The following is a 24380-nucleotide window of genomic DNA, read 5'->3' as shown; positions in this document are numbered from 1 at the left end:
ATATCAACCTATATGAAAAAAAATTGCATTCTTATTTTTAGTCTTTTATGCTTCTCGTTCGCGTTTAGTCAATCTACAATCACAGGTACTGTGGTAGATGATGAAGGAGCACCACTAGCCGGAGTAAACATTCTTGAAAAAGGCACAACAAACGGAACATCTACAGATTTTGATGGTAAATATACTATTGATGCCCAAGCAAATGCCACACTAATTTTTAGTTACATAGGCTTTACTACACAAGAAATAAGCGTTTCTGGTAAAACAACTATTAATGTAACCTTGTCTGAGGGTATGCTGCTAGATGAAATACAACTGGTTGGCTCTAGAAGTCCTAAGCGTACTGCAACAGACACGGCAGTACCAATAGATGTGTTAGATGTTGCGGAAATAGCCTCTAATACAGGAAAAGTAGAAGTTAACGATATTTTACAATATGCAGCTCCTTCTTTTAATGCAACAAAACAGTCGGGTTCTGATGGTGCAGACCATATTGTACCTGCTAGTTTAAGGGGTTTAGGCCCAGACCAAACACTGGTACTAGTAAACGGAAAAAGAAGACACCAATCTTCTTTGGTAAACATTTTTGGAACTAGAGGTCGTGGTAACTCTGGTACAGATTTAAATGCTATTCCTGCTTCTGCAATTAAAAGAATTGAAGTTTTAAGAGATGGCGCCTCTGCACAGTATGGATCTGATGCCATTGCTGGTGTAATAAATATTGTACTAAAAAATAACACTAACGGATTTTCTGGTGGAATTACATACGGAGCCTACAGTACTGCTATTGGAGATGGATGGGCAGAAGAAACAGGAGAAACTCTTTATAATGTTGAAGGTGAAAACAGACTGGATGGAAAAGAGAAAAATTTTGATGGAGAAACCACCAAAATAGATCTTAATTACGGTATGGCTCTTGGCGAAAATGGCGGTTTCTTTAATGTTACAACCGAATTTTTATCTAAAGAAAAAACACTTAGACCAGGATTTAGCTGGAGAAAAGGTTATGGTGGCGCTGCAATAGATGGTTTTAATTTTATGATTAACTCTGCAGTTCCTATTGATGAAAATACTGAAGTTTACGCCTTTGGTGGTAGAAACTATAGAGACACTAACGCCAATGCATTTTCTAGAGATGGTTTTGCGGATGGCGACAATAGAGCCGTACCTAGCTTATATCCAGACGGGTTTACTCCTCAAATTACATCATTAATTACAGATGTTTCTGTTTCTGCAGGTGTTAGAAGCAAAACTAAAAATGGATGGAACGTAGATTTTAACAACACTTACGGTAAAAACAACTTTCATTATTTTGTAAAAAATACAAACAACGCTTCTATGCAAGATGCTTCTCCTACGGATTTTGATGCAGGAGGACACTACCTTTCTATGAATACAACAGGATTAGAACTTAATAAGTATTTTGAAGATATTGCAGCCGGTTTAAACGTTGCATATGGATTTGAATACCGCACAGAAAACTTTGGTATTTTTTCTGGTGAAGAAGCTTCTTACTCCTTATATGATGAAAATGGCGTAGTACTTACAAATCCTGCTACACAAACTGCAGCTCAAGACAGTAACGGAGATGATTTACCAGGAAGCTCGCAAGGTTTTCCGGGATACAGCCCTGCTAATGAGGTAGACCGCAGCAGAACCAATTACGGTATTTATGTAGATTCTGAGTTAAATGTTAGCGACCAATTTATGGTTGGTGGCGCCTTACGTTATGAAAACTATAGTGATTTTGGTAACACTTTTAACTTTAAACTAGCAAGTAGATATAAGGTTAATGATAATTTAGCTTTTAGAGGATCTGTTTCTACAGGTTTTAGAGCGCCTTCTTTAGCGCAACTATACTACAACTTAATATTTACAAATATTGTTGCTGGCAAATCTGTACCTTCTTTACTATCTGCTAATAACAGCACAGTAACAAAGGCTTTTGGAATTGGACAGTTAAATGAAGAAAAAGCAGTAAATGCTAGTTTAGGGTTTACTTATACAAATGGCGGTTTTTCTGCAACTATAGACGCTTATTCTATTGCTGTTGATGACCGTATTATTTTAACGGATAACTTTACAGACCAAACTGTACTTGGACCTTTAGGTGTAGATGCAGCACAATTTTTTGCAAATGGCGTAGATACCAGAACTACTGGTTTAGATATTGTGCTTAATTACACTACTGCAATTGGCGCAAACGGAAAAGCTAATATTGGACTAATTGGTAACTTTAATGATTTAGAGGTAAAAGAAATACACAATGGCAATTTAAATGAATTTACCTTCTTTGGACCTTTTTCTCAAGCTTATTTAGAAGCCGCTGCACCAGATTATAAATTTGGACTTAACCTAGGATATTCTACTTCTAAGTTTAACGCACAAGCTACTTTAACGCAGTTTAGCGAAGTAGAATTGCAAGATTTTCAGTGGGTAGATACACCTGCAACTACACAAGCAGAAGCAGATTTATTATACCCAGTAGCTACAGATATTTATGAAGCTGCACTAGTTGTAGATTTAAGTATTGGCTATCAGTTTTGTAAAAATTTAAAACTTACAGTTGGTGCTAATAACTTATTTAATGAGTACCCTACTCCACAATTTGATGGATGGACAGATCAAGGTGGTTTAGCAGATTCTGTACAAATGGGCTCAGACGGAACTTATATTTTTAGCAGAATAAACTTTAACTTCTAAGAGTAGATAATATACAAACACAAAAAAGCGAGGATATAATATCCTCGCTTTTTTTATCATAAATAATACGTAAAACTCTTTTACTACTACCCTTCTGGGTGCATAAAACGTTGCTTTGCTAAAAGTTCTTCTTCAGTTTCTACAATGTCATCATCCGGCACACAACAGTCTACAGGGCAAACAGCAGCACACTGAGGCTCTTCATGAAATCCTTTACACTCCGTACACTTGTCTGGAGATATATAGTAAATTTCATCACTAATAGGCTCTTGAGACTCTTCAGCATCAACCTCTTTACCATTTGGTAAAACAATTGTACCTTCTAAAGATGTACCATCTGCATATCTCCAATCGTCTGCACCTTCATATATTGCTGTATTTGGACATTCTGGCTCGCAAGCTCCACAATTAATACATTCGTCTGTTATTATTATTGCCATAATTTATATCAATTTTTAGACTGATATTTAATCAGTATATCTACTTTTGCACAAAGGTAAACCCTATTAAATCACTATACAAATAAAATGGCTAAACTTGAAGATAGAATAGTTGCTTTTTCTGAATTAGGAACTTTGTTTGCAGATTATTACGAATTTGCAAACTCAGAAAAACAAGAAGAAAATACAAATGAATGGGTCTTAAAATTACAAGATGCAGTACATACAGCTAGCTTACACAACGGTTGGTTTACTGAAGAAAATATTCTTTTTTGCTTAAAAAATTGGAGTAATTTATTAACTCAAAAAAACTTAAATAATTGGTTTAAGTCATACAACTTAAGTTTATTAAAAATCAAAAAAGTAGCCATAATAATGGCTGGCAACATTCCGCTTGTTGGTTTTCACGATTTTTTAGCAACCATATTAACAGGTAATACCGCTTTAATTAAGTTATCATCTAACGATAAAATACTACTACCTTTTGTTTCTTCATTCTTAATAAAACAACTTCCAGAACTAGCAAACTCTATTACTTATGTAGACGGCAGATTAGAGGGGTTTGATGCTGTTATAGCCACAGGAAGTGATAATACTGCAAGGTATTTTGAGCATTATTTTGGTAAAAAACCAAATATTATAAGAAAAAACAGAAATTCTGTTGCAGTTTTAACTGGCAACGAAACCAATGAGCAATTAGAAAATCTTGCTGAAGACATATTTACCTACTATGGCTTGGGTTGTAGAAGTGTTTCTAAACTATTTGTTCCTAAAGGATATAATTTTGATGCTTTTTTTAAAGCAATGTACCCTAAACAAGACATAATACACCACGTTAAGTACGCAAATAATTATGATTACAATAAAGCTGTGTACTTAATGAGTGAATTTAATATTTTAGAAAATGGATTTTTGATGATTAAGGAAGATGAAAGTTACGCTTCTCCTATTTCTTCTGTTTTTTATGAGTATTATGAGTCCTTAGACACTCTAAAACAAAAGCTTACCAATGATAACAATAAAATACAATGTGTTGTTGCTAGTGGTTTGTTAGAGAATGAAGTTGCTTTTGGACAAACACAACAACCTAGTTTAACAGACTATGCAGATAATATAGACACTGTTGAATTCTTGTTGAAAACATCCTAGAATTAATTCAAATTAAAAAAGGTGTATTGTTATAAAATTTAGACCTTTACCTTATATTTAAATAAATTTAATAAAGCTATAAACAATTAAAAAACAATCAATTACTTATAGCTGCAAACATAAATTGGCTAGCAAACCAATTACAAACAAAACACATACAAATGAAAAAGCATAATTTTAGCGCAGGACCTTGTATTTTACCACAAGAAGTATTACTTAAAGCATCAGAAGCTGTTGTAGATTTTAATGGTTCTGGCTTATCTTTAATAGAAATATCTCACCGTAGTAAAGATTTTGTAACTGTTATGGAAACTGCACAATCTTTAGCATTAGAGCACTTAGGGTTAACAGACAAAGGATACAAAGCATTGTTTTTACAAGGTGGTGCTAGTATGCAGTTTTTAATGACTGCCTATAACTTATTAGAAACAAAGGCAGGCTACTTAAACACTGGTACTTGGAGTGATAAAGCTATTAAAGAAGCTAAAATGTTTGGTGAAATTGTAGAAGTAAGATCTTCTAAAGATAAAAACTACAACTACATACCTAAAAATTATATGGTTCCTGCAGATTTAGATTATTTTCATTTAACATCTAACAATACCATATTTGGAACACAAATTAAGGAGTTTCCTAAAACTAAAGTCCCTGTAGTTTGTGATATGAGTTCAGATATCTTTTCTCGTAAATTAGATTTCTCTCAGTTTGATTTAATCTATGCTGGTGCGCAAAAAAATATGGGCCCTGCTGGTACTACTTTAGTGGTTATAAAAGAAGATGTTCTGGGCAAAGTAACAAGGCAAATACCTTCTATGTTAAACTACCAAGTACATATTAGTAAAGACAGTATGTTTAATACACCACCTGTTTTTGCTGTTTACACATCTATGTTAACAATGCAATGGCTAAAAGACCTTGGAGGTATAGAAGCTATTGAAGAAATAAACGATAAAAAAGCTCAGCTTTTATATTCCGAAATAGATTTAAACCCATTATTTAAAGGTTTTGCAGAAAAAGCAGACCGTTCTAATATGAATGCCACTTTTAATTTAACAGATGAAAAATTAAAAGAAACTTTTGATACTATGTGTAAAGAGGCTGGTATTAATGGTATTAATGGCCACAGATCTGTTGGCGGCTACAGAGCTTCTATGTACAATGCATTGTCTTTAGATAGCGTAGGTACTTTGGTAGACGTTATGAGCGACTTAGAAAGAAAAGCATAAATTGTTATAAATAATTTAAGATTACGTATGAAAAAAATATTAGCAAACGACGGTATATCACAAAACGGTATAGACGCATTAGAAAAAGCTGGTTTTAAAGTAATTACCACTACTGTAGCACAAGAACAGCTTGCTAATTATATTAATGAACATAAAATTGCTGGGTTAATAGTACGTAGTGCTACCCAGGTAAAAAAAGATATTATAGACAACTGCCCTACTCTAGAATTAATTGGTCGTGGTGGCGTTGGTATGGATAATATTGATGTAGATTACGCAAAAGAAAAAGGCTTACACGTTATTAATACACCTTCTGCTTCTTCTGCTTCTGTAGCAGAACTTGTATTTGCACATTTATACAATGGTGTACGTTATTTATATGATGCCAATCGTATAATGCCCTTAGAGGGTGATAGCAAGTTTAAACAACTTAAAAAGGCCTACGCTAAAGGTGTAGAACTAAGAGGTAAAACAATAGGTATTATTGGTTTTGGTAAAATTGGTAAAGCTACAGCCCAAATAGCACTTGGTGTTGGTATGAAAGTAATTTACCATGATACGCAGGTAGATGAAGCTACTGTTACAGTGCCTTTTTTTGATGGACAAACAGTTTCCTTTAATTTAAAAAACACACCAAAAGATACACTTTTAAAAGAATCAGATTTTATTACAGTTCATGTTCCTGCACAAGCAAATTACACTATTGCTGATAGTGATTTTGATAAAATGAAAGACGGTGTTGGTATTATAAATGCTGCTCGTGGTGGCGCTTTAGATGAAGTTGCACTTGTAGATGCTTTAGAAGAAAATAAAGTTGCTTTTGCTGGTTTAGATGTATTTGAATCTGAACCTAATCCTGAAATAAGAATATTAATGCACCCTAAAATTTCTTTAACTCCGCATATTGGCGCTGCTACTAATGAAGCTCAAAATAGAATTGGAGAAGAATTAGCTGCTCAAATTGTAAGTTTACTAAAATAAGTGCAGATTATCGGTTATTCTATAATAGCATTTATTTTTTTTGTAAATTGAAGCATTATTAAACATTAACTAAACAAATCAAATGTCAGGATTATTAGACTTATTAAATAGCCCAATTGGCTCGCAAATTATTAAAGGTGTTGCAGGACAGGCTGGAGAATCAGAACAAAAAACAGCAGGTGTACTTAGCATGGCACTACCTTTACTAATGGGTGCAATGAAAAAAAACACAGCTACTCCAGAAGGTGCGCAAGGACTTATGAGTGCTTTAACAAATAAACATGATGGTAGTATATTAGACAACCTTGGAAGTTTATTTGGTGGCGGTGTAGATGACAATGTAATGAACGACGGTCAAGGAATACTTAACCACGTATTAGGAGCAAAACAACCACAGGTAGAAAATGCACTAAGTCAAAAAGCTGGTGTAAGTTCTGATACTGTTGCTACTATTTTAAAAGTTGCTGCACCACTTTTAATGGGTGTTTTAGGTAAACAAGCAAGAAACGAAAATGTTGTTGAGTCTAACGGTATAGGAAATCTTTTAGGAGGTTTACTAGGAAGTGATGAAAACAGCAATAAAGAACAATCTTTAATAGAGTCTTTTTTAGACTCTGACGGAGATGGTAGTATTTTAGATGATGTTGCCGGTATGGTTCTTGGAGGAAGTAACAAAGGTGGTGGTTCTGGAATTGGAGGCCTTTTAGGCGGACTTTTTGGAAAATAAACACGTTTTAACAAACTTATATAAGCCACTTGACAAAATCGAGTGGCTTTTTTTTGTATATTAGAATAAATACAGATGCTATGAAAAAGAAAATTTATTTAGTTAGTTTATTAATTTCCGCTACCCTATTTATAAATTGTACTAGTACCAAAGAAACTGTATTAATATCTGACGCAGAAAAAGATGTATTTGAACAAAAAAATGGAGACCCTGTTGTTATAGCTGATGATGAGTCTGAGTATGAAATAACAATTATAGACCCAGGTTTTAATGCTTGGCTAGTAAGTTTTGCTAGGCCAGAACAATACTATTCACAGAGTTATTTAGAAACAAGAAACCGTTTATATGTTACAGAATGGAACCAAAGAGTTACACAACCCTTTAGATTTAATCCAAATTTATATGAAATGCAAATTAACTATTCTGCAAACATAGATTATGGTTATGAAGTAAATTATAAACTCTACAATTACTTTATTTATTTTCAAAGAAAATACAATCAACGTCTAGGCCATTTTGTTCCTCGCATATAAGCTGTTATATTTGCGGTCGATTAAATGCTATTATGGAAAAATTAAAACAACGCTGGGGAATAGATTCTAATTTCGCCATTGTTATGATACTTATTGTATTTGCCCTAACAGGTTCTTCTTCTTTAAAAATTGCAAGACCTTTTCTGGACTTTATAGGCTTTACAAGAGAAATTTTCCCATCAGATTGGTATTTTTCAATTTTGTATTGGACAGTTCGTATACTAATTATATTTCCAATATATCAAATACTACTAGTTGCTTTTGGTTGGCTATTTGGTCAGTTCAAATTCTTTTGGGCTTTTGAAAAAAAGATGCTCTCTAGACTTGGTTTTGGTCGTTTTTTTAAATAAAAATTTGCAATAAATCCTCTAATAACAATTTATTAACCAAGTCTTAATCTTAAGGTTTTTGTTTGCTATATAGATACACTTTCTTTTGTAAAGTATTAGATAGTGTGCCCTAAATGCTAGTAAACCAAAATCAATTTAACGAACAACTGCTTTTAAAAGAAGTATATAAAGGCAATATAAATGCCTATGAGACTATATTTAACACATATTGGAAAAGACTTTATTTATACGCTTTTAAAGTTTACGAAGATGAGTCATTGTGTGAAGATATAGTACAAGAAGTTTTTATAAACTTTTGGGAACGCAGAGAAAGTTTAAATGTAAATAAACTAGAAAACTACCTTTTTAAATCTGTTAAATACAAAATGGCAAACGCCATTAGAGATTTAAAATTTACAAACATACACTTATCTAAGCTTTTAGATCTTCCATCAGACAGTTCTCAAGAAAACAGTGTAGAATATAAAGAACTCCAGCAAGAAATAAACTCTGTGATTGCTACACTACCCGATAAATGCAAAAAAGTATTTATTATGAGTAGGTTTGATGATCTTACAAATGCAGAAATAGCAGAAAAACTAAACTTATCTATACGCACTGTAGAAACGCATATTAGTAATGCTATTAAACACTTAAAAAATAATTTAAGCACCACTTCTCTTTACGCTAGCATTATTCTAATGTTAACTTAATATCACTAAAATAATCCGCAGATTAACCAATTGTTAAAAGGCTCATTTTTTAAAAAATTGCTTACGTGTACTCCTATGTTTTTGTGACTACCTAGTAAAAGCAATAACATTGAAGAAAGAAGAATTTATAAAAATTACAGAAAAGTTTGCTAAAGGTACAGCATCAAAAAAGGAAGAAAATATTGTTTCTACCTTTTTTGATTCATTACAAGATAAAGAAGTAAACACAGAAATTACTAATGAAGCACGAAAGCAAAAAATGTTTAACGCCATTAAGGCAAAAACCGTTAAGCAGTCTAAAAAAACAACTTTTGTGAAAATTGCTGCTGCAATAATACTATTTATAAGCTTAGGTACATTTGTTATACATACTATTACTAAAGAAACCATAGTAACCTATGCCACAGTAAAAGGAGAACGAAAAAATATAACGCTACCAGATGGAAGTTCTATTTTTCTAAATTCGAAAAGTAGTATTTCTTACGCTAAAGAATTTACAAATAACAGAAATGTAACACTAAATGGTGAAGCATTTTTTAAGGTTACTAAAGACAGCCTAAACCCTTTTAGCGTAGAAACTAATACCATAAAAACTACAGTATTAGGTACATCTTTTAATATAAGCTCCTACCCTAAAAACAATGCTAAAGTAACTGTAAACACAGGAAAGGTAAAGGTACAAATGATTACAGATTTAAGTAAACAACTGTTTTTAACAAAAAATCAAAGCGCTACTTATGTTTATGGTTCTTCTAATTTAGAAAAAAGCACAAGTAACTCTAACAATTACAATGCTTGGACCAAAAATACTTTGTGGTTTAAAGACAATAACCTAAAAGAAGTTTCAGAAAAATTAGAGAACTGGTTTAATGTAAAAATTACAATTAAAGACCAAGATTTAGAATCACTAAAACTTACGGGTACTTATAAAAATCCAAAATTAGTTGAGGTATTGGAAAGTATTAAATTCCTAAAAAACATTGAATATACTATTACAAACAACCAAATAACAATTCTAAAAACTAAAAAAGAAGAAATGCCTATGTAACACAAATAAAAAAACCCATTTCTGCGGGAACAGTAATGGGCTATAATGAATCTTCAAGCCTAAAACTTGAAAAAAACTTTAATAAAGACTTATCAGTTAACACTAAAAAGCCAAAATGAAATCAAATTTACAAAAAAAGCTAATGAAAAAACTCAAATCATATATAAAACTATATTTTGTCATTAGTCTTGTATTAACATCCAACATAGTGTTGGGTTTTAATCAACCAGAAAAAATATCAGTAATTTTAAATAAAGTTAGTTTAGACAAGGTTTTTAAAGCAATAGAAAACAAAACAGAATACACCTTTGTTTATGATAATAGCATTGTTAAATCTACTACCAAAAAAAACTACAATTACACTAATACTACACTTAAAGAAATATTAGCAAAACTTAGTGAAGAAGAAAAAATTGCGTTTAAAGTTATTAATAAGACAATAACTGTTGCTAAAAAAACCGAACAGTTAAAGATAATTAAAGGAATTGTTATTGATAAAGATAACATACCATTAGCTGGAGCAAGTGTGCTTATTAAAGGAGCTAAAACTGGCACAACAACAGATTTTGACGGTAAATTTTCTTTAGACATTAATGTGCAAGCTACCACCCTAATTGTTAATTACATGGGGTTTGAGTCTAAGGAAATTACAACAGATAACCGCTCTTTTTACCAAATAATTTTAGAAGAAAACGTTAATGCCTTAAACGAAGTAGTTGTAACAGCTTTGGGTATTAAAAGAGAAGAAAAAAAATTAGGTTATGCACAACAAACCGTTAAAGGAGAACAATTAACAGACGCACGCCCTAATAACTGGTCTGATGCTTTACGCGGAAAGGTTCCTGGTTTAAATATTCAATCTTTAGGCGGGCCATTAAATTCTCAAGAGATAAAGTTAAGAGGAGACAGCTCTTTAAATCCAGGCAACAATGCTGCTTTGGTTGTTGTAGATGGTGTTCCTGTTACTAGTGGTTTAGCATCTACAGGTGCAAGTAATTCCTATATGGGAGGTGATGCATCTAACGATACGCCTGTAGATTTAGGTAATGGAATATCTGACCTTAACCCTGAGGATATAGAAAGTGTATCTGTATTAAAAGGCGCTGGCGCAGCTGCTTTATACGGTTCTAGAGCAGCAAACGGTGTAGTTATCATCACAACAAAATCTGGAAAAAAACAACAAGGCTTAGGAATTACATATAGTTCTAATACCAAGTTTGATGTAGTTACTAGATACCCAGATTACCAATATAAATATGGACAAGGTAGTGGTAAAGGAAGCTATCTAAAACCAGATGGTAGTACTTACTACACTTACGGAGCTTCTGAAGACGGAAAAAGTACCGCTGGTAGTAGTAGTGCTTTTGGTCCTAAGTTTGAAGGGCAATATTATTTTCAGTACGACCCAACTGTTGAGGGACAATCATTAGAGCGTCAATTGTGGCAACCATACAAAAATAATAGAAGTGATTTTTGGCGTGTAGGTAGCACACTAACTCAAAATTTAGCAATTCAGGGTGGTAATGACAAAGGAAGTATGCGTGCATCTCTTACACATTCTAAAAATGAATGGATTATGCCAAACACTGGTTTTGATCAGCTTTCAATATCTGTAAATAGTAAATACCAAATAACAGATAACGTAAAAATTAGTTCTGTTGTTAATTATAGAGACAGAAATAGCGATAACCTTCCTGGAACTGGTTACAACAACCACTCAATAGCTTATTTTATGATTTTTCAGAATCCTAATGTAAACTTAGATTGGTACAGACCTATTTGGAAAAAAGATAAAGAGGGTTTAAGTATGATAAGACCTTATAGTAGTTATATAGACAACCCTTACGGTATTGCATATGAGGTAGAAAACACATTAGAACATGATGCTGTTACTGGTAACATACGTGCAGATATTAATCTTACTCCTAAGTTAGATTTAATGCTGAGAACCTCTTTAAACTCTTACAACAAAAATGCAGAACAACGTAGACCATATGATATAAACAGGTATAAAACTGGTTATTATAAAACAACTAGTATTTTTAAAAGAGAAGTTAATTCTGATTTTTTACTTACCTATAATAACAATATTAAAAACATAGACTTAAATGCTTCTGTAGGTGCAAATGCAATGGTTTACAAGTACAACAGATTAGATTCTTGGACCGTTGGTTTAGAAACACCTGGCATTTACAACCTTGTTAATGGTACAAACCTTTTTACAAATGAGTATGAAGGAAATGAAAAAGTAAATAGCCTTTACGGAATGTTATCATTAGGCTTTAATAATAAGTTATTTTTAGATATTACCGGACGTAATGACTGGTCTAGTACATTACCAAAAGAAAACTGGTCGTTCTTTTACCCATCTGCAAATGCCAGCATACTTTTAAATGAAATATTTACACTACCAGTTGCTATAGATTTTGCTAAACTTCGTTTTTCTTATGCTAAAGTTGGTAATGATGCACCACGTTATAGCACTAAAAAATACTTTGGCAGAAGCGGTTATGAATTTGCGAGTTCTGCAGTGGCACCTACTACTTTATATAATACAGAATTAAAGCCAGAGCAAACTACAAGTTATGAGGCTGGTTTAGATCTTCGCTTATTAAAAAACAGATTAAGTTTAGATGCTGCTGTTTATGAAACGTTTACAGATAATCAAATTTTAAAAGTTCCATTAGCGCAAAGTAGCGGTTATAGTTACGCTTGGATTAATTCTGGCGAAGTACGCAACAGAGGTGTAGAATTGTCTTTAAAAGCAACTCCTGTAAAAACTAAAAACTTTAACTGGAATACTACAATGACGTGGTCTACTAATAAAAGTAAAGTAATGAGTTTAGATGGCAGACTAGAAGGCAAATTACAAATGATGAGCTCTTCTAATGCTAGGCTTGTTGCTAAAGAAGGTGAATCTGCAACAGCTTTATACGGTAGAGGTTTTGAAAGAAATGAAAACGGAGATATTTTATATACAGACAATGGTTACCCTATAAAAACTGATGATGACATTTATATAGGAGAAACTACTCCAGATTGGCGTGCGGGCTTCATTAATTCTTTTAAATACAAAAACCTTAGACTTAATATGGTCATAGATGGCCAATATGGAGGTGTAATTTACTCTCACACACACCATAAATTAACTCAACAAGGAAAATTAAAACACACTTTACGTGGTCGTGAAGAAGGTGAACTTATAGGCAAGGGTGTTGTAGATAACGGAGATGGTACTTACAGACCAAACACTACTCCTTTACCAATTGCGGTGTATTATGATAAGCATTATGAACGTGTAAATACAGAAGCCAATAGTTTTGATGCTTCTTTTGTAAAGTTAAGAGAGGTTAGTTTAGAATATAAAGTTCCTGCTAAATTTTTAAAATCGCTATTTATATCTAGCGCTAGTTGTTCTGTTTACGGAAGAAACTTGGGTGTATGGACAGACTTTCCTATTTATGATCCAGAAGTTGCTGCACAGGCAGGTGGCACAAATATTTTTACAGGTGTAGAAGTAGGACAATTACCTGTTGCAACAGAATTTGGGTTTAATGTAAAATTAGGACTATAACACATAACAATATATACTATGAAAACTATAAAATTTTTACTTTTTTCAAGTTTAATCTTAGTGCAACTAATTTCTTGTACATCAGATTTTGAAGAAACAAATACAGATCCAAACAAGCTAGAAAACATAACAGCTGGTAGCGCTATTAATCCAATTATTTATTCCTTAGCAGTACGTAATGCTAATGAAGCTCGTAATAACAATTTTGGCCTAATGCAGGTTTTTTATAGAATAGATGATTTATCTGGACAACCATTTTTATATGACTTAAGAACAGATATAGGCGCCTCTTTATGGAGAGATTATTACAAAGCGCTTACCAATATTGTAGAAATGGAAAAAGCTGCTGTATTAGAAGAAAAAGTAAACTACCAGGCGGTTGCTTTAACCTTAAAAACCTATGCTTTCTCTATACTAACAGATACTTTTGGTGATATTCCTATGACCGAAGCTTTACAAGCTGAAACTGGTATTCTTTTCCCTAAATTTAGTACACAAGAAGAAATATACACACAGTTATTAGCAAATTTAGAACAGGCTAATAATTTGTATGATACATCTGTGGGTATGGTTTATGAAAATGATATTCTTTTTGATAATGATGTAACTAAATGGCAAAAGTTTACAAACTCATTACGCTTACGCTTACTACTACGTATTTCTGGTAAAAAAGACACTTACCAAGAAATGGTTTCAATACTAAATAACCCTAGCAAATATCCTGTTTTTACTTCTAATGAAGATGCAGCTGTATTAAACGTAACAGGTGAAGCCCCTAACCTATCTCCTTGGGACAGAGCTTCAGATTTTGGTTTATTTAGGTATTATGGAGATTTTTTTATAGATAATTTAAACAAATTTAACGACCCGCGTAGAAGCATATACGCTACACCAGCAAGAGGTATAAATGATGAAGATTTAGGATACATTGGTCAACCTATAGATTTTAGTAATAATCCGTTACCAGACAATATTGCTAGTGCTTCTGGTATAAACCAAGAGCAAATAATAGCTCCAATGATTATTCCTCTTATGACATATTCAGAAGTAGAATTTATTAAAGCTGAACTAGCACAAAAAGGCTATTTAACTAATGCAGAAATTGCTTATAACAACGGTGTTACTGCTGCTATAGAATTATGGGGAGCAGAGGTTCCTAATGACTATTTTAACAATTCAAATGCAGCTTACAATAATACGCTAGAACGCATAATGTTACAAAAATACTACGCTTTATATTTAACAGATTATCAATCTTGGTTTGAGCACAGAAGAACTGGGTTTCCTGTTTTACCTACTACTGATGCTATGTTTAATGACAAAAAAATGCCAAGTCGCTTTTTCTATCCAATTGCTGCTAGTACTTTAAATAGCGACAATTACCAAGAAGCTGTAAACCGTATTGGAGGTAATGAAATTAATGTAAAAGTTTGGTGGGATAACAACTAAAAAGCACATAATGGAAAATAGAAGAAAATTTTTAAAAAAATTAGGAATTACTGCTGGTGGTATATCTACAATTGGTGGCTTATCTCCCATTTTTGCAAATACCAAAGAGCAATTAGTAACCAATAAGCCCATTAAAATTAATGGACGAGTTACTACAAATGGTAAAGGAGTTGCTAATGTTCAAGTTACAGACGGACAGCAAATTGTGCTTACAGACCAAAATGGTAATTTTAATTTTTTAAGCAATAACAACAGAAAGTTTGTATACATTACACAACCTGCAGGGTATAAAATAAACCAACTAGACAATGGTTCTGCAGATTTTTTTAAACCTATAGATGCTACTAAAAAAAATAATGAGTTTTTGTTTCAACTAACACCTAGTGTAGTTTCAGATAATGAACATCATTTTTTATTACTTGCAGACCCTCAAATACAAAGTAAATATGAGGCCCAGCAATTGTTAGACGTTGCTACACCAGATTTTATTAATACCGTAAAAGAGCTAAATCATCCTAATACATTTGGTATTGGGTGTGGCGACTTAGTTTTTGATAAACTAGAATTATTTAAAGACTATAACCAATCTATAAAAAATACAAATGTACCTTTTTACCAAGTTATTGGTAATCATGATATGGATTTAAATGTGCGTAGTGATAAAATGACAACAACTACCTTTGAGTCTCTTTTTGGTCCAACATACTACTCTTTTAATCGTGGAGAAATACACTATGTTGTTTTAGACGATGTATTTTTTATTGGTCAGGATAAAAAATACATTGGTTATATAAATGAAGAACAACTTGCTTGGTTAGAGCAAGACTTAAGTTTTGTAGAACCAGGAACAACAGTTGTGGTATCATTACATATACCAACTTATACCGGTGCAGTACGCCGTTATCCAGAAAGAGATGTAATGGGAGGTGTTGTTAGTAACAGAGCATATTTATACAAAATACTAGAACCTTATAATACTCATATAATGTCTGGTCATACTCATTTTAATGATAATATGGTTGCTAAAAACAGGTTTGAGCATTGTCATGGAACCGTTTGTGGTGCTTGGTGGAGTGGCCCTATTTGTTGGGACGGAACTCCTAGTGGCTATGGCGTATACTCTGCAAAAGGTTCAGATTTTAAATGGTATTATAAATCTATTGGACACGATAAAAATTACCAGTTTACAGTCTATAAAAAAGGAGAACATCCAGACCATAAGGATAAATGGTGTTTAAATGTGTGGAACTGGGATCCGGAATGGCAAATTTGTTGGTATGAAGACGGAATTAAAAAAACTGACGTATCTAAAATTATGGCTTTAGATCCGCTTAGTATTAAACTACATACTGGACCAAAATTACCTAAAAGAAGATCATGGGTAGAGCCACAACTAAATGATCATATGTTCTTTTTTACCCCAAATGAAAAAGCAAAAACTATTACTGTTGAGGTTACAGATAGGTTTGGAAATAAATACTCACAAACAGTATAACATTACAAAAACATTATGAAAAAACATATAATTATAAGTGTATTATGCGCTGCTTTTACTGCAATAAGTTGCCAAACAGAGGCAATAGACACAACAGAGGACGCTGTAGCTACCCCTCCTAATACAGGTATTAACTACGTAGATGAAAGTGCTTTTATAAACTCTTTAAGTACAGAAACTTTCCTTAACCCAACAGATATTAGCCTAAACAGGAATGCTACAACTGCTGGCTACAACCAAGTTTATGGTTTTAATATTCCAGAAGATAACCAAGTATTAGGTTTTAAATGGAATACTGGTGACCAAAACACTACAGATTGGAGACCACAAGGAATAACAGGTTTTACGTGGAATCAAAAACGATTTTTACTAACAACTTGGTATGGTATTGGTCCATCTAATATAGACGGAGTTGAAAACCAACATAAAGGAGTTAGAATTTCTTTAGTAGATATCACAAACCCAAGCAGCATAACTTACCGCCATATACTATTAGTACAAGACAAAAACAACATTAGTAACCCTAAGTTATTTAAGGCTACAAATAGTTATGATCAATTAAATTTGTTTGCACCAGTTACCATACACGCTGGTGGTGTAGCTTATGCAAATCAGAAAATATATGTAGCTTCTACTAGTTTAGGATTACGTGTTTTTGATTTAAATAATATTATAGCTGCTAGTTCAGACAATACCAAAAACAAAATTGGCCAAGACGCAAACGGAGATTTAAAAGCTTTTAATTATGGGTATATTTTACCGCAATCTGGATATTATGATATTTTAGATGGAGATCCTTTTTCTTGTGTATCATTAGGAGAAAACACCACTGGTAATAATATGCTTTACACATCACAATATAAAACTAGTAACAGCAGTATTATACCTTCTGTTTACGGGTTTAACCTAACAAGCAACGGAGATATTGATACTTACATACCGGCAGAAATAAGTGTTCCTAAAGATAATGCATCAGGTAATAACGGACCACTATACAACATACAAGGTGTTTACAGAAAAGATAGTACAAGTGTTTTTACTGTTACAGGTAAAAGTAGTTATAAAGGTTCTACAGCAAGATTAGTGCGTTACACAGACGGTGAAGCATCTGGAACAAGATATAGATGGCCACATGGAGCTGAGGATTTTTACCTTGAGAAAAGCACAGGCTTATTATGGAATTTAACAGAGTATGAAACCTCTAAGTATGGCGAAGAAAACAGAACAGTATTTGCCGTACGTTACTCTGACTATGATTAATTTTTAGTTTTTTCGTTAATAGTTGTCTACAGCCCTTAGAGTATTTTCTTAAGGGCTTAGATTTAAATAAAAACTTTAAACAAGGTCATTTAATAAGTTTTAAACCTGCTAATAACAAGTGGTAAATTAGTTTAGATTATACCATTCAATATTTTCTAAATTAGCACGTCTACCCATACTTTTGGGTGCGTAATTTTTAGCTAAGTAGTTTACTATAATCTCTTCATTATTACCTAAATCCCAAAGGTTTTGGGTTTCTTGCATCCATCTAATTGTAGCTATCCATCGTTCTTTAGTCATCCTGTTTTGAGTAACCATTTTGGCAGAATGGCAACTAGTACAATTATTCACCACAGTCATTAACCCATCATCCTCTACAAAACCTGTTCTTAAGTGTATACCATTTTCAATTTTGTCCCAATCATCTTCTTCAATAGTATTTTCTACTACAACAGCTTGCAATTCTTCATCTGTATTAAAAGCAGAAAAATTTGGATCTACTAGTGCATAAATAGCAAATACTACTCCTAAAAGTACTACACACCAAATTACAACAAGCATTCTGTATATTTGCTTAACCTGATTTTTAAACTTGTTTTCTTCGCTCATTATTTCACTTTTACAGCTATTCTATGACAAGCATTGTTTAAATATCCTTTTGGGTTCCAGCCAGGTACAAGCATTGGCTGTGCTACATTATTTGCATCTGTTGCCCTAGCCCAAACTTCATAATACCCTTTTTCTGGAAATGTAATTGCTGCATTAAAATGCTGCCACGCTAACCTGTTTACAGGTTTTTCTACAGTACAAGTATGCCAGGTAGCACCAAAGTCTATAGAAAACTCCATTTTAATTACCTCTAACTCTCCTGCCCAAGCGTGTCCGCGAATGTTTAGTTTTTTACCCAAATCTATCATTGCTCCAGATTTAGGATAAGTTATTAAAGATTTTACAGGCATAGACTCTATAATTTTCATATCCTCGTCTTTAACCTTTTCTCCTGGTGCAACCGGATTTTTTGGTACTCTGTAAGCCGGAGCTTTCATTTTAGCTCCATCATGTTCTTTGTTTCGTACACTAATACCATTTAGCCATTTGCCAGATGTAGATGCTGGCCAACCACCACATACCAAACGTAAAGGATAACCGTGAGCCGCTGGTATATCTTTACCGTTCATTTTAAAAGCAACCAAAGTTTCATCTTGCAAAGCTTTGCTCATTGGCACGCCTCTAGAGATAGGCTCTTTGTTAGGATCTCTACTAATATGGGAGTCTGCTGCGTGGTACCCAATATAAACGGCAGAATCTTTAATACCTACATCATCAAGTATATCTTTAAGTCTAACTCCTGTCCAACTTGCACAAGACACCGCACCAACAGTCCACTGGTTTCCTTTAGCAGGCGGGTTAAACTCAGATCTACCATTACCACCACACTCTATTGTTAATTGGTAAGTATACTGTTTAAATTTAGATTTTAATTCTGATAAAGTATATGTTTTTTTCTGCTGTACAGATTCGCCATCTATGGTAAGTGTCCATTTAGAGATGTCTATATTTTCTGGCGGAATACCATTATTTCTAATAAACATATTTTTGTTAGATGTTACTTTTTCATCTAGCAAATGTGCTTTAGCTTCAATATTCCAAGGCTTATCGTTTAAAACAACCATTTCCTTATCTAAATTAAACAAGGTAAACGGATCTGTTTCTTGTAAAGCTAAAGGTTGGTAATTTACTGGCATTTTAGAACCAAAAACAATATCGGCTCCAATAATCCCTGCCATAGTAGTTAAGGAAGCCTTTTTAACAAAATTTCTTCTTTTCAAATTAGTTATAAGATCAAATTATTACTCAATTTCTCCCCTATTTCTTGCTCTTATGTTAAAAATCATTGCAATAGTAACTATTGTAGCGGATGCAATACCCACATAAAAACCAATGCTTAAATTGTTAAAATCTGCAGTAAGTAGGTGCATTAAAATTAGTAATAAACAGAAGAATATTACAATAAATGGTATAATTTTTTTACTCATACTATTTTTTTTCTAGCACATCTCCTAGTTTTGAGCCACTTATAACGTAGGTATAAAACCACATAATGGTAAAAGAAGGTATAAAATCTGTGCCAGGTATTAGTTCTTCTACAAAAGATGCCATACCAGCTGCTTTACCTGCAGCACCTTTATACATTCTGGTCATTAGCCAAAATGATAGTGGCGCCCAAATAACATCAGAAAACTCTCCTATTCCTAAAACAGAAAAAGAAAGCATACCTACGGCGTCAAAAAGAAGTCCTAAAAATAGGTCTCTGTATTTTGTATTTTTAGTATTTGTCATATTAAAAAAAGTTAGTGTTTACCTACTAATATACAAAAGTAATGCCACTGTTTGTTATGATAGGTCTGAACTAATTAACTTTAAAAACTCATTACGCGTTTCTTGCTTCTCAAACTGACCTCTAAAACCAGATGTTGTGGTTACAGAATTTTGTTTTTGCACGCCACGCATCATCATACACATATGAGATGCTTCTATAACAACTGCAACCCCTTGTGGTTTTAAGGTATTATTTAAACATTCTAAAATATCGTGAGTTAAACGTTCTTGCACTTGTAACCTTCTTGCAAAAACGTCTACAATTCTAGGTATTTTGCTTAACCCAACAATATGTCCGTTTGGTATATATGCTACGTGTGCCTTTCCAAAAAAGGGCAACATATGGTGCTCACATAAAGAGTATAATTCTATATCTTTAATAATAACCATATCATCATAATCTTCTTTAAACATTGCAGCTTTTAATATCTCTACAGGGTCTTGCTCATACCCTTGTGTTAAAAACATCATAGCTTTTGCTGCTCTCTCTGGGGTTTTTACCAAACCTTCTCTACTAACATCTTCACCTACACCTTCAATTATTTTAGCGTATTTTTCTTTTACAGATTCGGTTGCTTCTAAATTGTATTCTTCAAAATTTTTATAAAAAGACATCTATATATTGTTTTGTACTCGTTTCATTATGCTGTGCACTAATTTTAAAGCAAAATGCTCTATTTATTCAAAAATAGGTATTAAAATTGAATACCGCTTTCTTTTATTTATTTTTGCCATATCAACGCTAATGAGTACTTTCATTGGCGAAAAAGATAGGGAATGATAAAAGCTAAAAATATTCAAAAGTTTTACGGAGACCTTCAGGTTTTAAAAGGTTTAGATATTCATATAAAAGAAAATGAAATTGTATCTATAGTTGGTTCTTCTGGGGCAGGTAAAACAACATTACTTCAAATACTTGGTACATTAGATGCTATTTCTAAAACAGCATCTAGTGAATTAATAATTAAGAATACAGACATTACCACATTAAAAGATAAAGAACTAGCTAAATTTAGAAATGAGCATATTGGCTTTATTTTTCAGTTTCACCAGCTATTACCAGAGTTTACAGCTTTAGAAAATGTTTGTATCCCTGCTTTTATAAAAAAAACAACTAAAGAAACTGCCGAAAAAAGAGGAAAAGAACTTTTAGATTTTCTAGGACTTTCTCATAGATACCATCACAAACCTAGTGAGCTATCTGGAGGAGAACAACAACGAGTAGCTGTTGCAAGAGCTTTAATAAATAATCCTTCTATTATTTTTGCAGATGAGCCTAGTGGTAACTTAGATTCTGAAAGTGCAGACAACTTACACAAACTGTTTTTTAAATTACGAGATGAGTTTGGCCAAACGTTTGTAATTGTTACTCATAACCAAGAGTTAGCAGATATGGCAGATAGAAAATTGGTAATGGTAGACGGACAAATAACATCATAATATGCTAAAAATAGTTTTCGCTTTTTTAAAAAATCCTACCAATACACCAGATGAAAATACAGACTTTGGGTATAGATTTGTAACCTTTATTAAGCTGCTTTTTTGGGGCATATTAATAGGTATTGGTATTGTTGTTTTTAACTCTATTTGGGAAACAACAGGTATTTTAGGACCTAATGAGCACGCTTTAAGCTCTGCTATGGATGATTATACTACTCCTATGCTTTTTTTATTAATTGTTATAGTTGCACCTTTGTTTGAAGAGTTGCTTTTTAGAGGTCCGCTTGCTTTTTTTAAAGAAACCAAAAGGTTTAAAATAGCTCTTTATGTATCTATTTTATTATTTGGCGCAGTACACATTAGTAATTTTGAAATTACACCAATGGCACTTGTATTGTCGCCTTTTTTAGTTGCTCCACAACTAGTTTTAGGTACTTTTGCTGGCTTTATTAGAATAAAATTTGGTCTAATTTGGTCTATTGCGCTACACGCTTGCCACAACTTTATTCTGTTTTTACCTTTGGCACTTATTAAACTTTTAGAACTTCCTATAGAATAATGACAAAAGCTGAGTTAAAAGAGTTTTTAGATGTTAAGGTTGTACAATACAACAATCCAGATTTTATAAATTCAGATCCACTACAGATTCCGCATCGTTTTACAAAAAAAGAAGATATTGAAATTGCTGGTTTTTTAACGGCAACTATAGCTTGGGGAAACCGTAAGAGTATTATTAAAAATGCGGATAAAATGATGGCTCTTATGCACAACTCTCCTCACGATTTTGTTTTAAACCATTCTGATGATGATTTGGGTAATTTTAAAGGTTTTGTACACCGTACATTTAATGAAACCGATTTTGCTTTTTTTGTACAGAGTTTAAAAAACATTTATACAAATCACGGTGGCTTAGAAGCTGTTTTTAAAACGCATACCAAAGAAAACGACTTACAAACTGCTATTTCTAAATTTAAAGCTACTTTTTTTGAAATAGAACACCCTTTACGTACCACAAAACATATATCTGACCCTTTAAAAGGTTCTGCTGCTAAACGTATTAATATGTTTTTACGCTGGATGGTACGAGACTCAAACACAAATGTAGATTTTGGTATTTGGAAAACCATTGACCCCGCACTACTCTCTTGCCCCCTAGATGTACACTCTGGCAACGTTGCCCGTAAATTAGGGTTGCTAAAACGAAAACAGAATGATGCTAAAGCGTTAGCTGAATTAGATAAAAGCTTGCGTAAACTAGATCCTAAAGACCCATCTAAGTACGACTTTGCTTTGTTTGGACTTGGAGTTTTTGAAGGGTTTTAGATTAGATTTTTAGTTTTTCTCTATTTTCTATTATCTCTTATTTATATTAAACTAAAAACAAGTTCATCTCCAGTAAATTTCTGAGCTAGTATATTTATTGCGGTGTTTGATAATTGCAACACTCTTGGGTAACCACCTGTGGTTTGGCAATCTTTCATTAAAATTATAAGTTGCCCAGACGGAGTTAGCTGTACTGTTCCTGGCAATACTACGGATGTTATTATAGGTTCTAAAGTATTAGGCAAAAGCTCTGTTAGTTGGTATGCCATTCTACTATTATTTTTTGAAACCGTAAACCCTGCATTTAATAGTTTTTTCTGTTGTTGAATAGTTAACTTATGAAACTCTGGCCCTTTATGCGCGGTAATGATTTTTTCTTCTAAATAAACATTATTTACAGCTAAACTAGCGTTTGATTGTTTTTCTATAGTTACAGCATTTTTAATAGGTAAAAGAAGATTTTTTTGTATGGTTTGATGCTGAGTAACGTTTTTAAACATACTTCTACTTTTCATAACAACATCAGTTAAAAATCCGCCTAAAATAGCTATATAACCTCTAAAACCACTCTTTTTTGCTCCAAAAGACAAAATATCGTTCTTTTTTACAACAATTACACTATTATTATTTATAGGTATGCTATTTAATTTTGGCTGAAAATCCCCTCCTGAAATACATATTTTAGTGGTACATAAAAACTGAAGTTTTGGACCTGTCATTGTAAACTCTAAAACGGCATTATTTTTAGCATTTCCTAATAACAAATTAGCTATTAAAGCAGCTCTTTCATCCATTACACCTGCGTAAGGCACTCCGTATTGCTGGTAGCCAAACCTACCTAAATCTTGTACCGAGGTAAAAAAACCTGTTTGCAATACTTTAACCATTGTAATCCTCACTTTCTATTTGAAAAACATCAGCATTTACTAAAGTTTTAATATCATCATACTTCTTTTTTGTAACCGAATAAAACTGAATAGCATCTCCTGGTTTAGCAAAACAAGGAACATCTTTGGTTACATCAAAAAAAGGAAGTGGCGAGTTACCAATAATATTCCAACCTCCAGGGCTTTCTACAGGGTAAACTCCCGTTTGGTTACCTCCTATTGCCACCGCACCTTTTTCTATTTTTAAACGCGGTGTTGCTTTTCTGGGCATTGCTATTTCTTTTGGCAACCCTCCTAGATATAAAAATCCAGGTAAAAAACCCACAAAATATACAGTATATACGGTTTTAGTATGCAGTGCTATAATTTGGTCTACACTACTATTTTTCTCCGCAGCTATTTCTTTAAGGTCTATTCCAAATTCATCATCATAACAAACAGGAATTTTCCAAAGCTTATAATTACTAACGTTTAATTTGGATTTATCAAGATATATTGTTTTTAGAGTTTCAATTTCAACAGGCAAGTCTACTTTAACATCATCAAAAGCTACTAAAAGAGAATTGTATGCTGTTGTAACCTGAATTCCTGATGTGTAAAAAGCTTCAATTTTAGATCTAAACTCTAATACATCACGTAAAATATCTTTTGTAATAACAGGCTGCCATTCTACCAAAATAGAAGTATCTCCAAATATTTTATAGTTTATATTAGTTGTCATATG

The 24380-nt window shown here is 32.9% G+C and carries 24 protein-coding genes; 16 read left to right on the top strand and 8 right to left on the bottom strand.

The window, feature by feature from the left end; translation table 11 throughout:
- The first annotated feature begins 12 nt into the window (after positions 1-12).
- Positions 13-2703: a TonB-dependent receptor gene (locus KLA_RS14815; protein ID WP_034646669.1), complete on the top strand. Its 2691-nt coding sequence runs from the start codon at positions 13-15 to the stop codon at positions 2701-2703.
- Positions 2704-2789: 86 nt separating this feature from the next.
- On the opposite strand, the gene KLA_RS14810 is transcribed toward KLA_RS14815, so the two are convergent.
- Positions 2790-3143 carry a 4Fe-4S dicluster domain-containing protein gene (locus KLA_RS14810; RefSeq protein WP_013622548.1) on the bottom strand — a complete coding sequence of 118 codons (354 nt, stop codon included), beginning with the start codon at positions 3141-3143 and terminating at the stop codon, positions 2790-2792.
- 87 nt (positions 3144-3230) lie between these two features.
- Between KLA_RS14810 and KLA_RS14805 the strand changes: the two genes are divergently transcribed.
- The 12 genes from KLA_RS14805 (at position 3231) to KLA_RS14750 (ending at position 17627) form a co-directional block, all read left to right on the top strand.
- A complete protein-coding gene (locus KLA_RS14805; RefSeq protein ID WP_034646666.1) occupies positions 3231-4292 on the top strand; it encodes an acyl-CoA reductase in 1062 nt (353 codons plus the stop codon).
- Positions 4293-4453: 161 nt separating this feature from the next.
- Positions 4454-5518 (top strand): 3-phosphoserine/phosphohydroxythreonine transaminase, encoded by a 1065-nt coding sequence (gene serC / locus KLA_RS14800; RefSeq protein WP_013622550.1) that lies wholly within the window; start codon positions 4454-4456, stop codon positions 5516-5518.
- 27 nt (positions 5519-5545) lie between these two features.
- The gene (locus KLA_RS14795; protein WP_013622551.1) at positions 5546-6499 is read left to right on the top strand and encodes an NAD(P)-dependent oxidoreductase; all 954 of its coding nucleotides are present in this window, start codon (positions 5546-5548) and stop codon (positions 6497-6499) included.
- Positions 6500-6581: 82 nt separating this feature from the next.
- Positions 6582-7226, top strand: a complete 645-nt coding sequence (locus KLA_RS14790; protein WP_013622552.1) for a DUF937 domain-containing protein — start codon at positions 6582-6584, stop codon at positions 7224-7226.
- Between the two features lie 80 nt (positions 7227-7306).
- Positions 7307-7759, top strand: coding sequence for a DUF6146 family protein (locus KLA_RS14785; RefSeq protein WP_034646665.1), 453 nt, complete (start codon positions 7307-7309; stop codon positions 7757-7759).
- A 32-nt stretch (positions 7760-7791) separates the two neighbouring features.
- On the top strand, positions 7792-8109 hold the full coding sequence (locus KLA_RS14780) for a DUF6787 family protein (protein WP_013622554.1): 318 nt from the start codon (positions 7792-7794) through the stop codon (positions 8107-8109).
- Positions 8110-8222: 113 nt separating this feature from the next.
- Positions 8223-8801 (top strand): RNA polymerase sigma-70 factor, encoded by a 579-nt coding sequence (locus KLA_RS14775; RefSeq protein WP_013622555.1) that lies wholly within the window; start codon positions 8223-8225, stop codon positions 8799-8801.
- A 109-nt stretch (positions 8802-8910) separates the two neighbouring features.
- Positions 8911-9849 (top strand): FecR family protein, encoded by a 939-nt coding sequence (locus KLA_RS14770; RefSeq protein ID WP_034646664.1) that lies wholly within the window; start codon positions 8911-8913, stop codon positions 9847-9849.
- Between the two features lie 142 nt (positions 9850-9991).
- Positions 9992-13423, top strand: coding sequence for a SusC/RagA family TonB-linked outer membrane protein (locus KLA_RS14765; protein ID WP_084470737.1), 3432 nt, complete (start codon positions 9992-9994; stop codon positions 13421-13423).
- Positions 13424-13441: 18 nt separating this feature from the next.
- Positions 13442-14872 (top strand): SusD/RagB family nutrient-binding outer membrane lipoprotein, encoded by a 1431-nt coding sequence (locus tag KLA_RS14760; RefSeq protein WP_034646661.1) that lies wholly within the window; start codon positions 13442-13444, stop codon positions 14870-14872.
- Between the two features lie 10 nt (positions 14873-14882).
- The gene (locus KLA_RS14755; protein WP_034646660.1) at positions 14883-16367 is read left to right on the top strand and encodes a calcineurin-like phosphoesterase C-terminal domain-containing protein; all 1485 of its coding nucleotides are present in this window, start codon (positions 14883-14885) and stop codon (positions 16365-16367) included.
- 15 nt (positions 16368-16382) lie between these two features.
- Positions 16383-17627, top strand: a complete 1245-nt coding sequence (locus KLA_RS14750) for a hypothetical protein (RefSeq protein WP_034646659.1) — start codon at positions 16383-16385, stop codon at positions 17625-17627.
- Between the two features lie 126 nt (positions 17628-17753).
- Here KLA_RS14750 and KLA_RS14745 read toward each other — a convergent pair whose 3' ends face one another.
- Genes KLA_RS14745 through folE form a run of 5 tightly spaced genes read right to left on the bottom strand, consistent with a single transcriptional unit; the run spans position 17754 to position 20621 of the window.
- Positions 17754-18236 carry a hypothetical protein gene (locus tag KLA_RS14745; RefSeq protein ID WP_034646657.1) on the bottom strand — a complete coding sequence of 161 codons (483 nt, stop codon included), beginning with the start codon at positions 18234-18236 and terminating at the stop codon, positions 17754-17756.
- Positions 18236-19456 carry a sulfite oxidase gene (locus tag KLA_RS14740; protein ID WP_034646655.1) on the bottom strand — a complete coding sequence of 407 codons (1221 nt, stop codon included), beginning with the start codon at positions 19454-19456 and terminating at the stop codon, positions 18236-18238. Before KLA_RS14740 ends, KLA_RS14745 begins: the two co-directional genes overlap by 1 nt.
- Positions 19457-19477: 21 nt before the next feature.
- The gene (locus tag KLA_RS14735) at positions 19478-19663 is read right to left on the bottom strand and encodes a hypothetical protein (RefSeq protein WP_013622563.1); all 186 of its coding nucleotides are present in this window, start codon (positions 19661-19663) and stop codon (positions 19478-19480) included.
- A 1-nt stretch (position 19664) separates the two neighbouring features.
- A complete protein-coding gene (locus KLA_RS14730) occupies positions 19665-19967 on the bottom strand; it encodes a hypothetical protein (protein WP_013622564.1) in 303 nt (100 codons plus the stop codon).
- 54 nt (positions 19968-20021) lie between these two features.
- Positions 20022-20621 (bottom strand): GTP cyclohydrolase I FolE, encoded by a 600-nt coding sequence (folE, locus tag KLA_RS14725; protein ID WP_013622565.1) that lies wholly within the window; start codon positions 20619-20621, stop codon positions 20022-20024.
- Between the two features lie 162 nt (positions 20622-20783).
- Between folE and KLA_RS14720 the strand changes: the two genes are divergently transcribed.
- From KLA_RS14720 to KLA_RS14710, 3 genes are read left to right on the top strand one after another with little or no spacing between them, the layout of a single operon-like run.
- Entirely contained in the window at positions 20784-21446 is a 663-nt protein-coding gene (locus KLA_RS14720; protein ID WP_013622566.1) for an ABC transporter ATP-binding protein, read from the top strand.
- Between the two features lies 1 nt (position 21447).
- On the top strand, positions 21448-22005 hold the full coding sequence (locus KLA_RS14715; protein WP_034646653.1) for a CPBP family intramembrane glutamic endopeptidase: 558 nt from the start codon (positions 21448-21450) through the stop codon (positions 22003-22005).
- Positions 22005-22769 carry a TIGR02757 family protein gene (locus KLA_RS14710; protein ID WP_034646652.1) on the top strand — a complete coding sequence of 255 codons (765 nt, stop codon included), beginning with the start codon at positions 22005-22007 and terminating at the stop codon, positions 22767-22769. The genes KLA_RS14715 and KLA_RS14710 overlap by 1 nt, the downstream gene beginning before the upstream one ends.
- Before the next feature lie 41 nt (positions 22770-22810).
- Here KLA_RS14710 and KLA_RS14705 read toward each other — a convergent pair whose 3' ends face one another.
- Positions 22811-23656: a biotin-dependent carboxyltransferase family protein gene (locus tag KLA_RS14705; RefSeq protein WP_034646651.1), complete on the bottom strand. Its 846-nt coding sequence runs from the start codon at positions 23654-23656 to the stop codon at positions 22811-22813.
- Positions 23649-24377 carry a 5-oxoprolinase subunit PxpB gene (pxpB, locus tag KLA_RS14700; RefSeq protein ID WP_034646650.1) on the bottom strand — a complete coding sequence of 243 codons (729 nt, stop codon included), beginning with the start codon at positions 24375-24377 and terminating at the stop codon, positions 23649-23651. The genes KLA_RS14705 and pxpB overlap by 8 nt, the downstream gene beginning before the upstream one ends.
- Positions 24378-24380 lie beyond the last annotated feature (3 nt).

Origin of the sequence: Cellulophaga geojensis KL-A (assembly GCF_000568425.1) — a bacterium.
In the GTDB taxonomy this organism is placed as follows: domain Bacteria; phylum Bacteroidota; class Bacteroidia; order Flavobacteriales; family Flavobacteriaceae; genus Cellulophaga; species Cellulophaga lytica.
The sequence above is the reverse complement of the archived record's forward strand: the minus strand, read 5'-3'. Positions and strand labels throughout refer to the sequence as shown.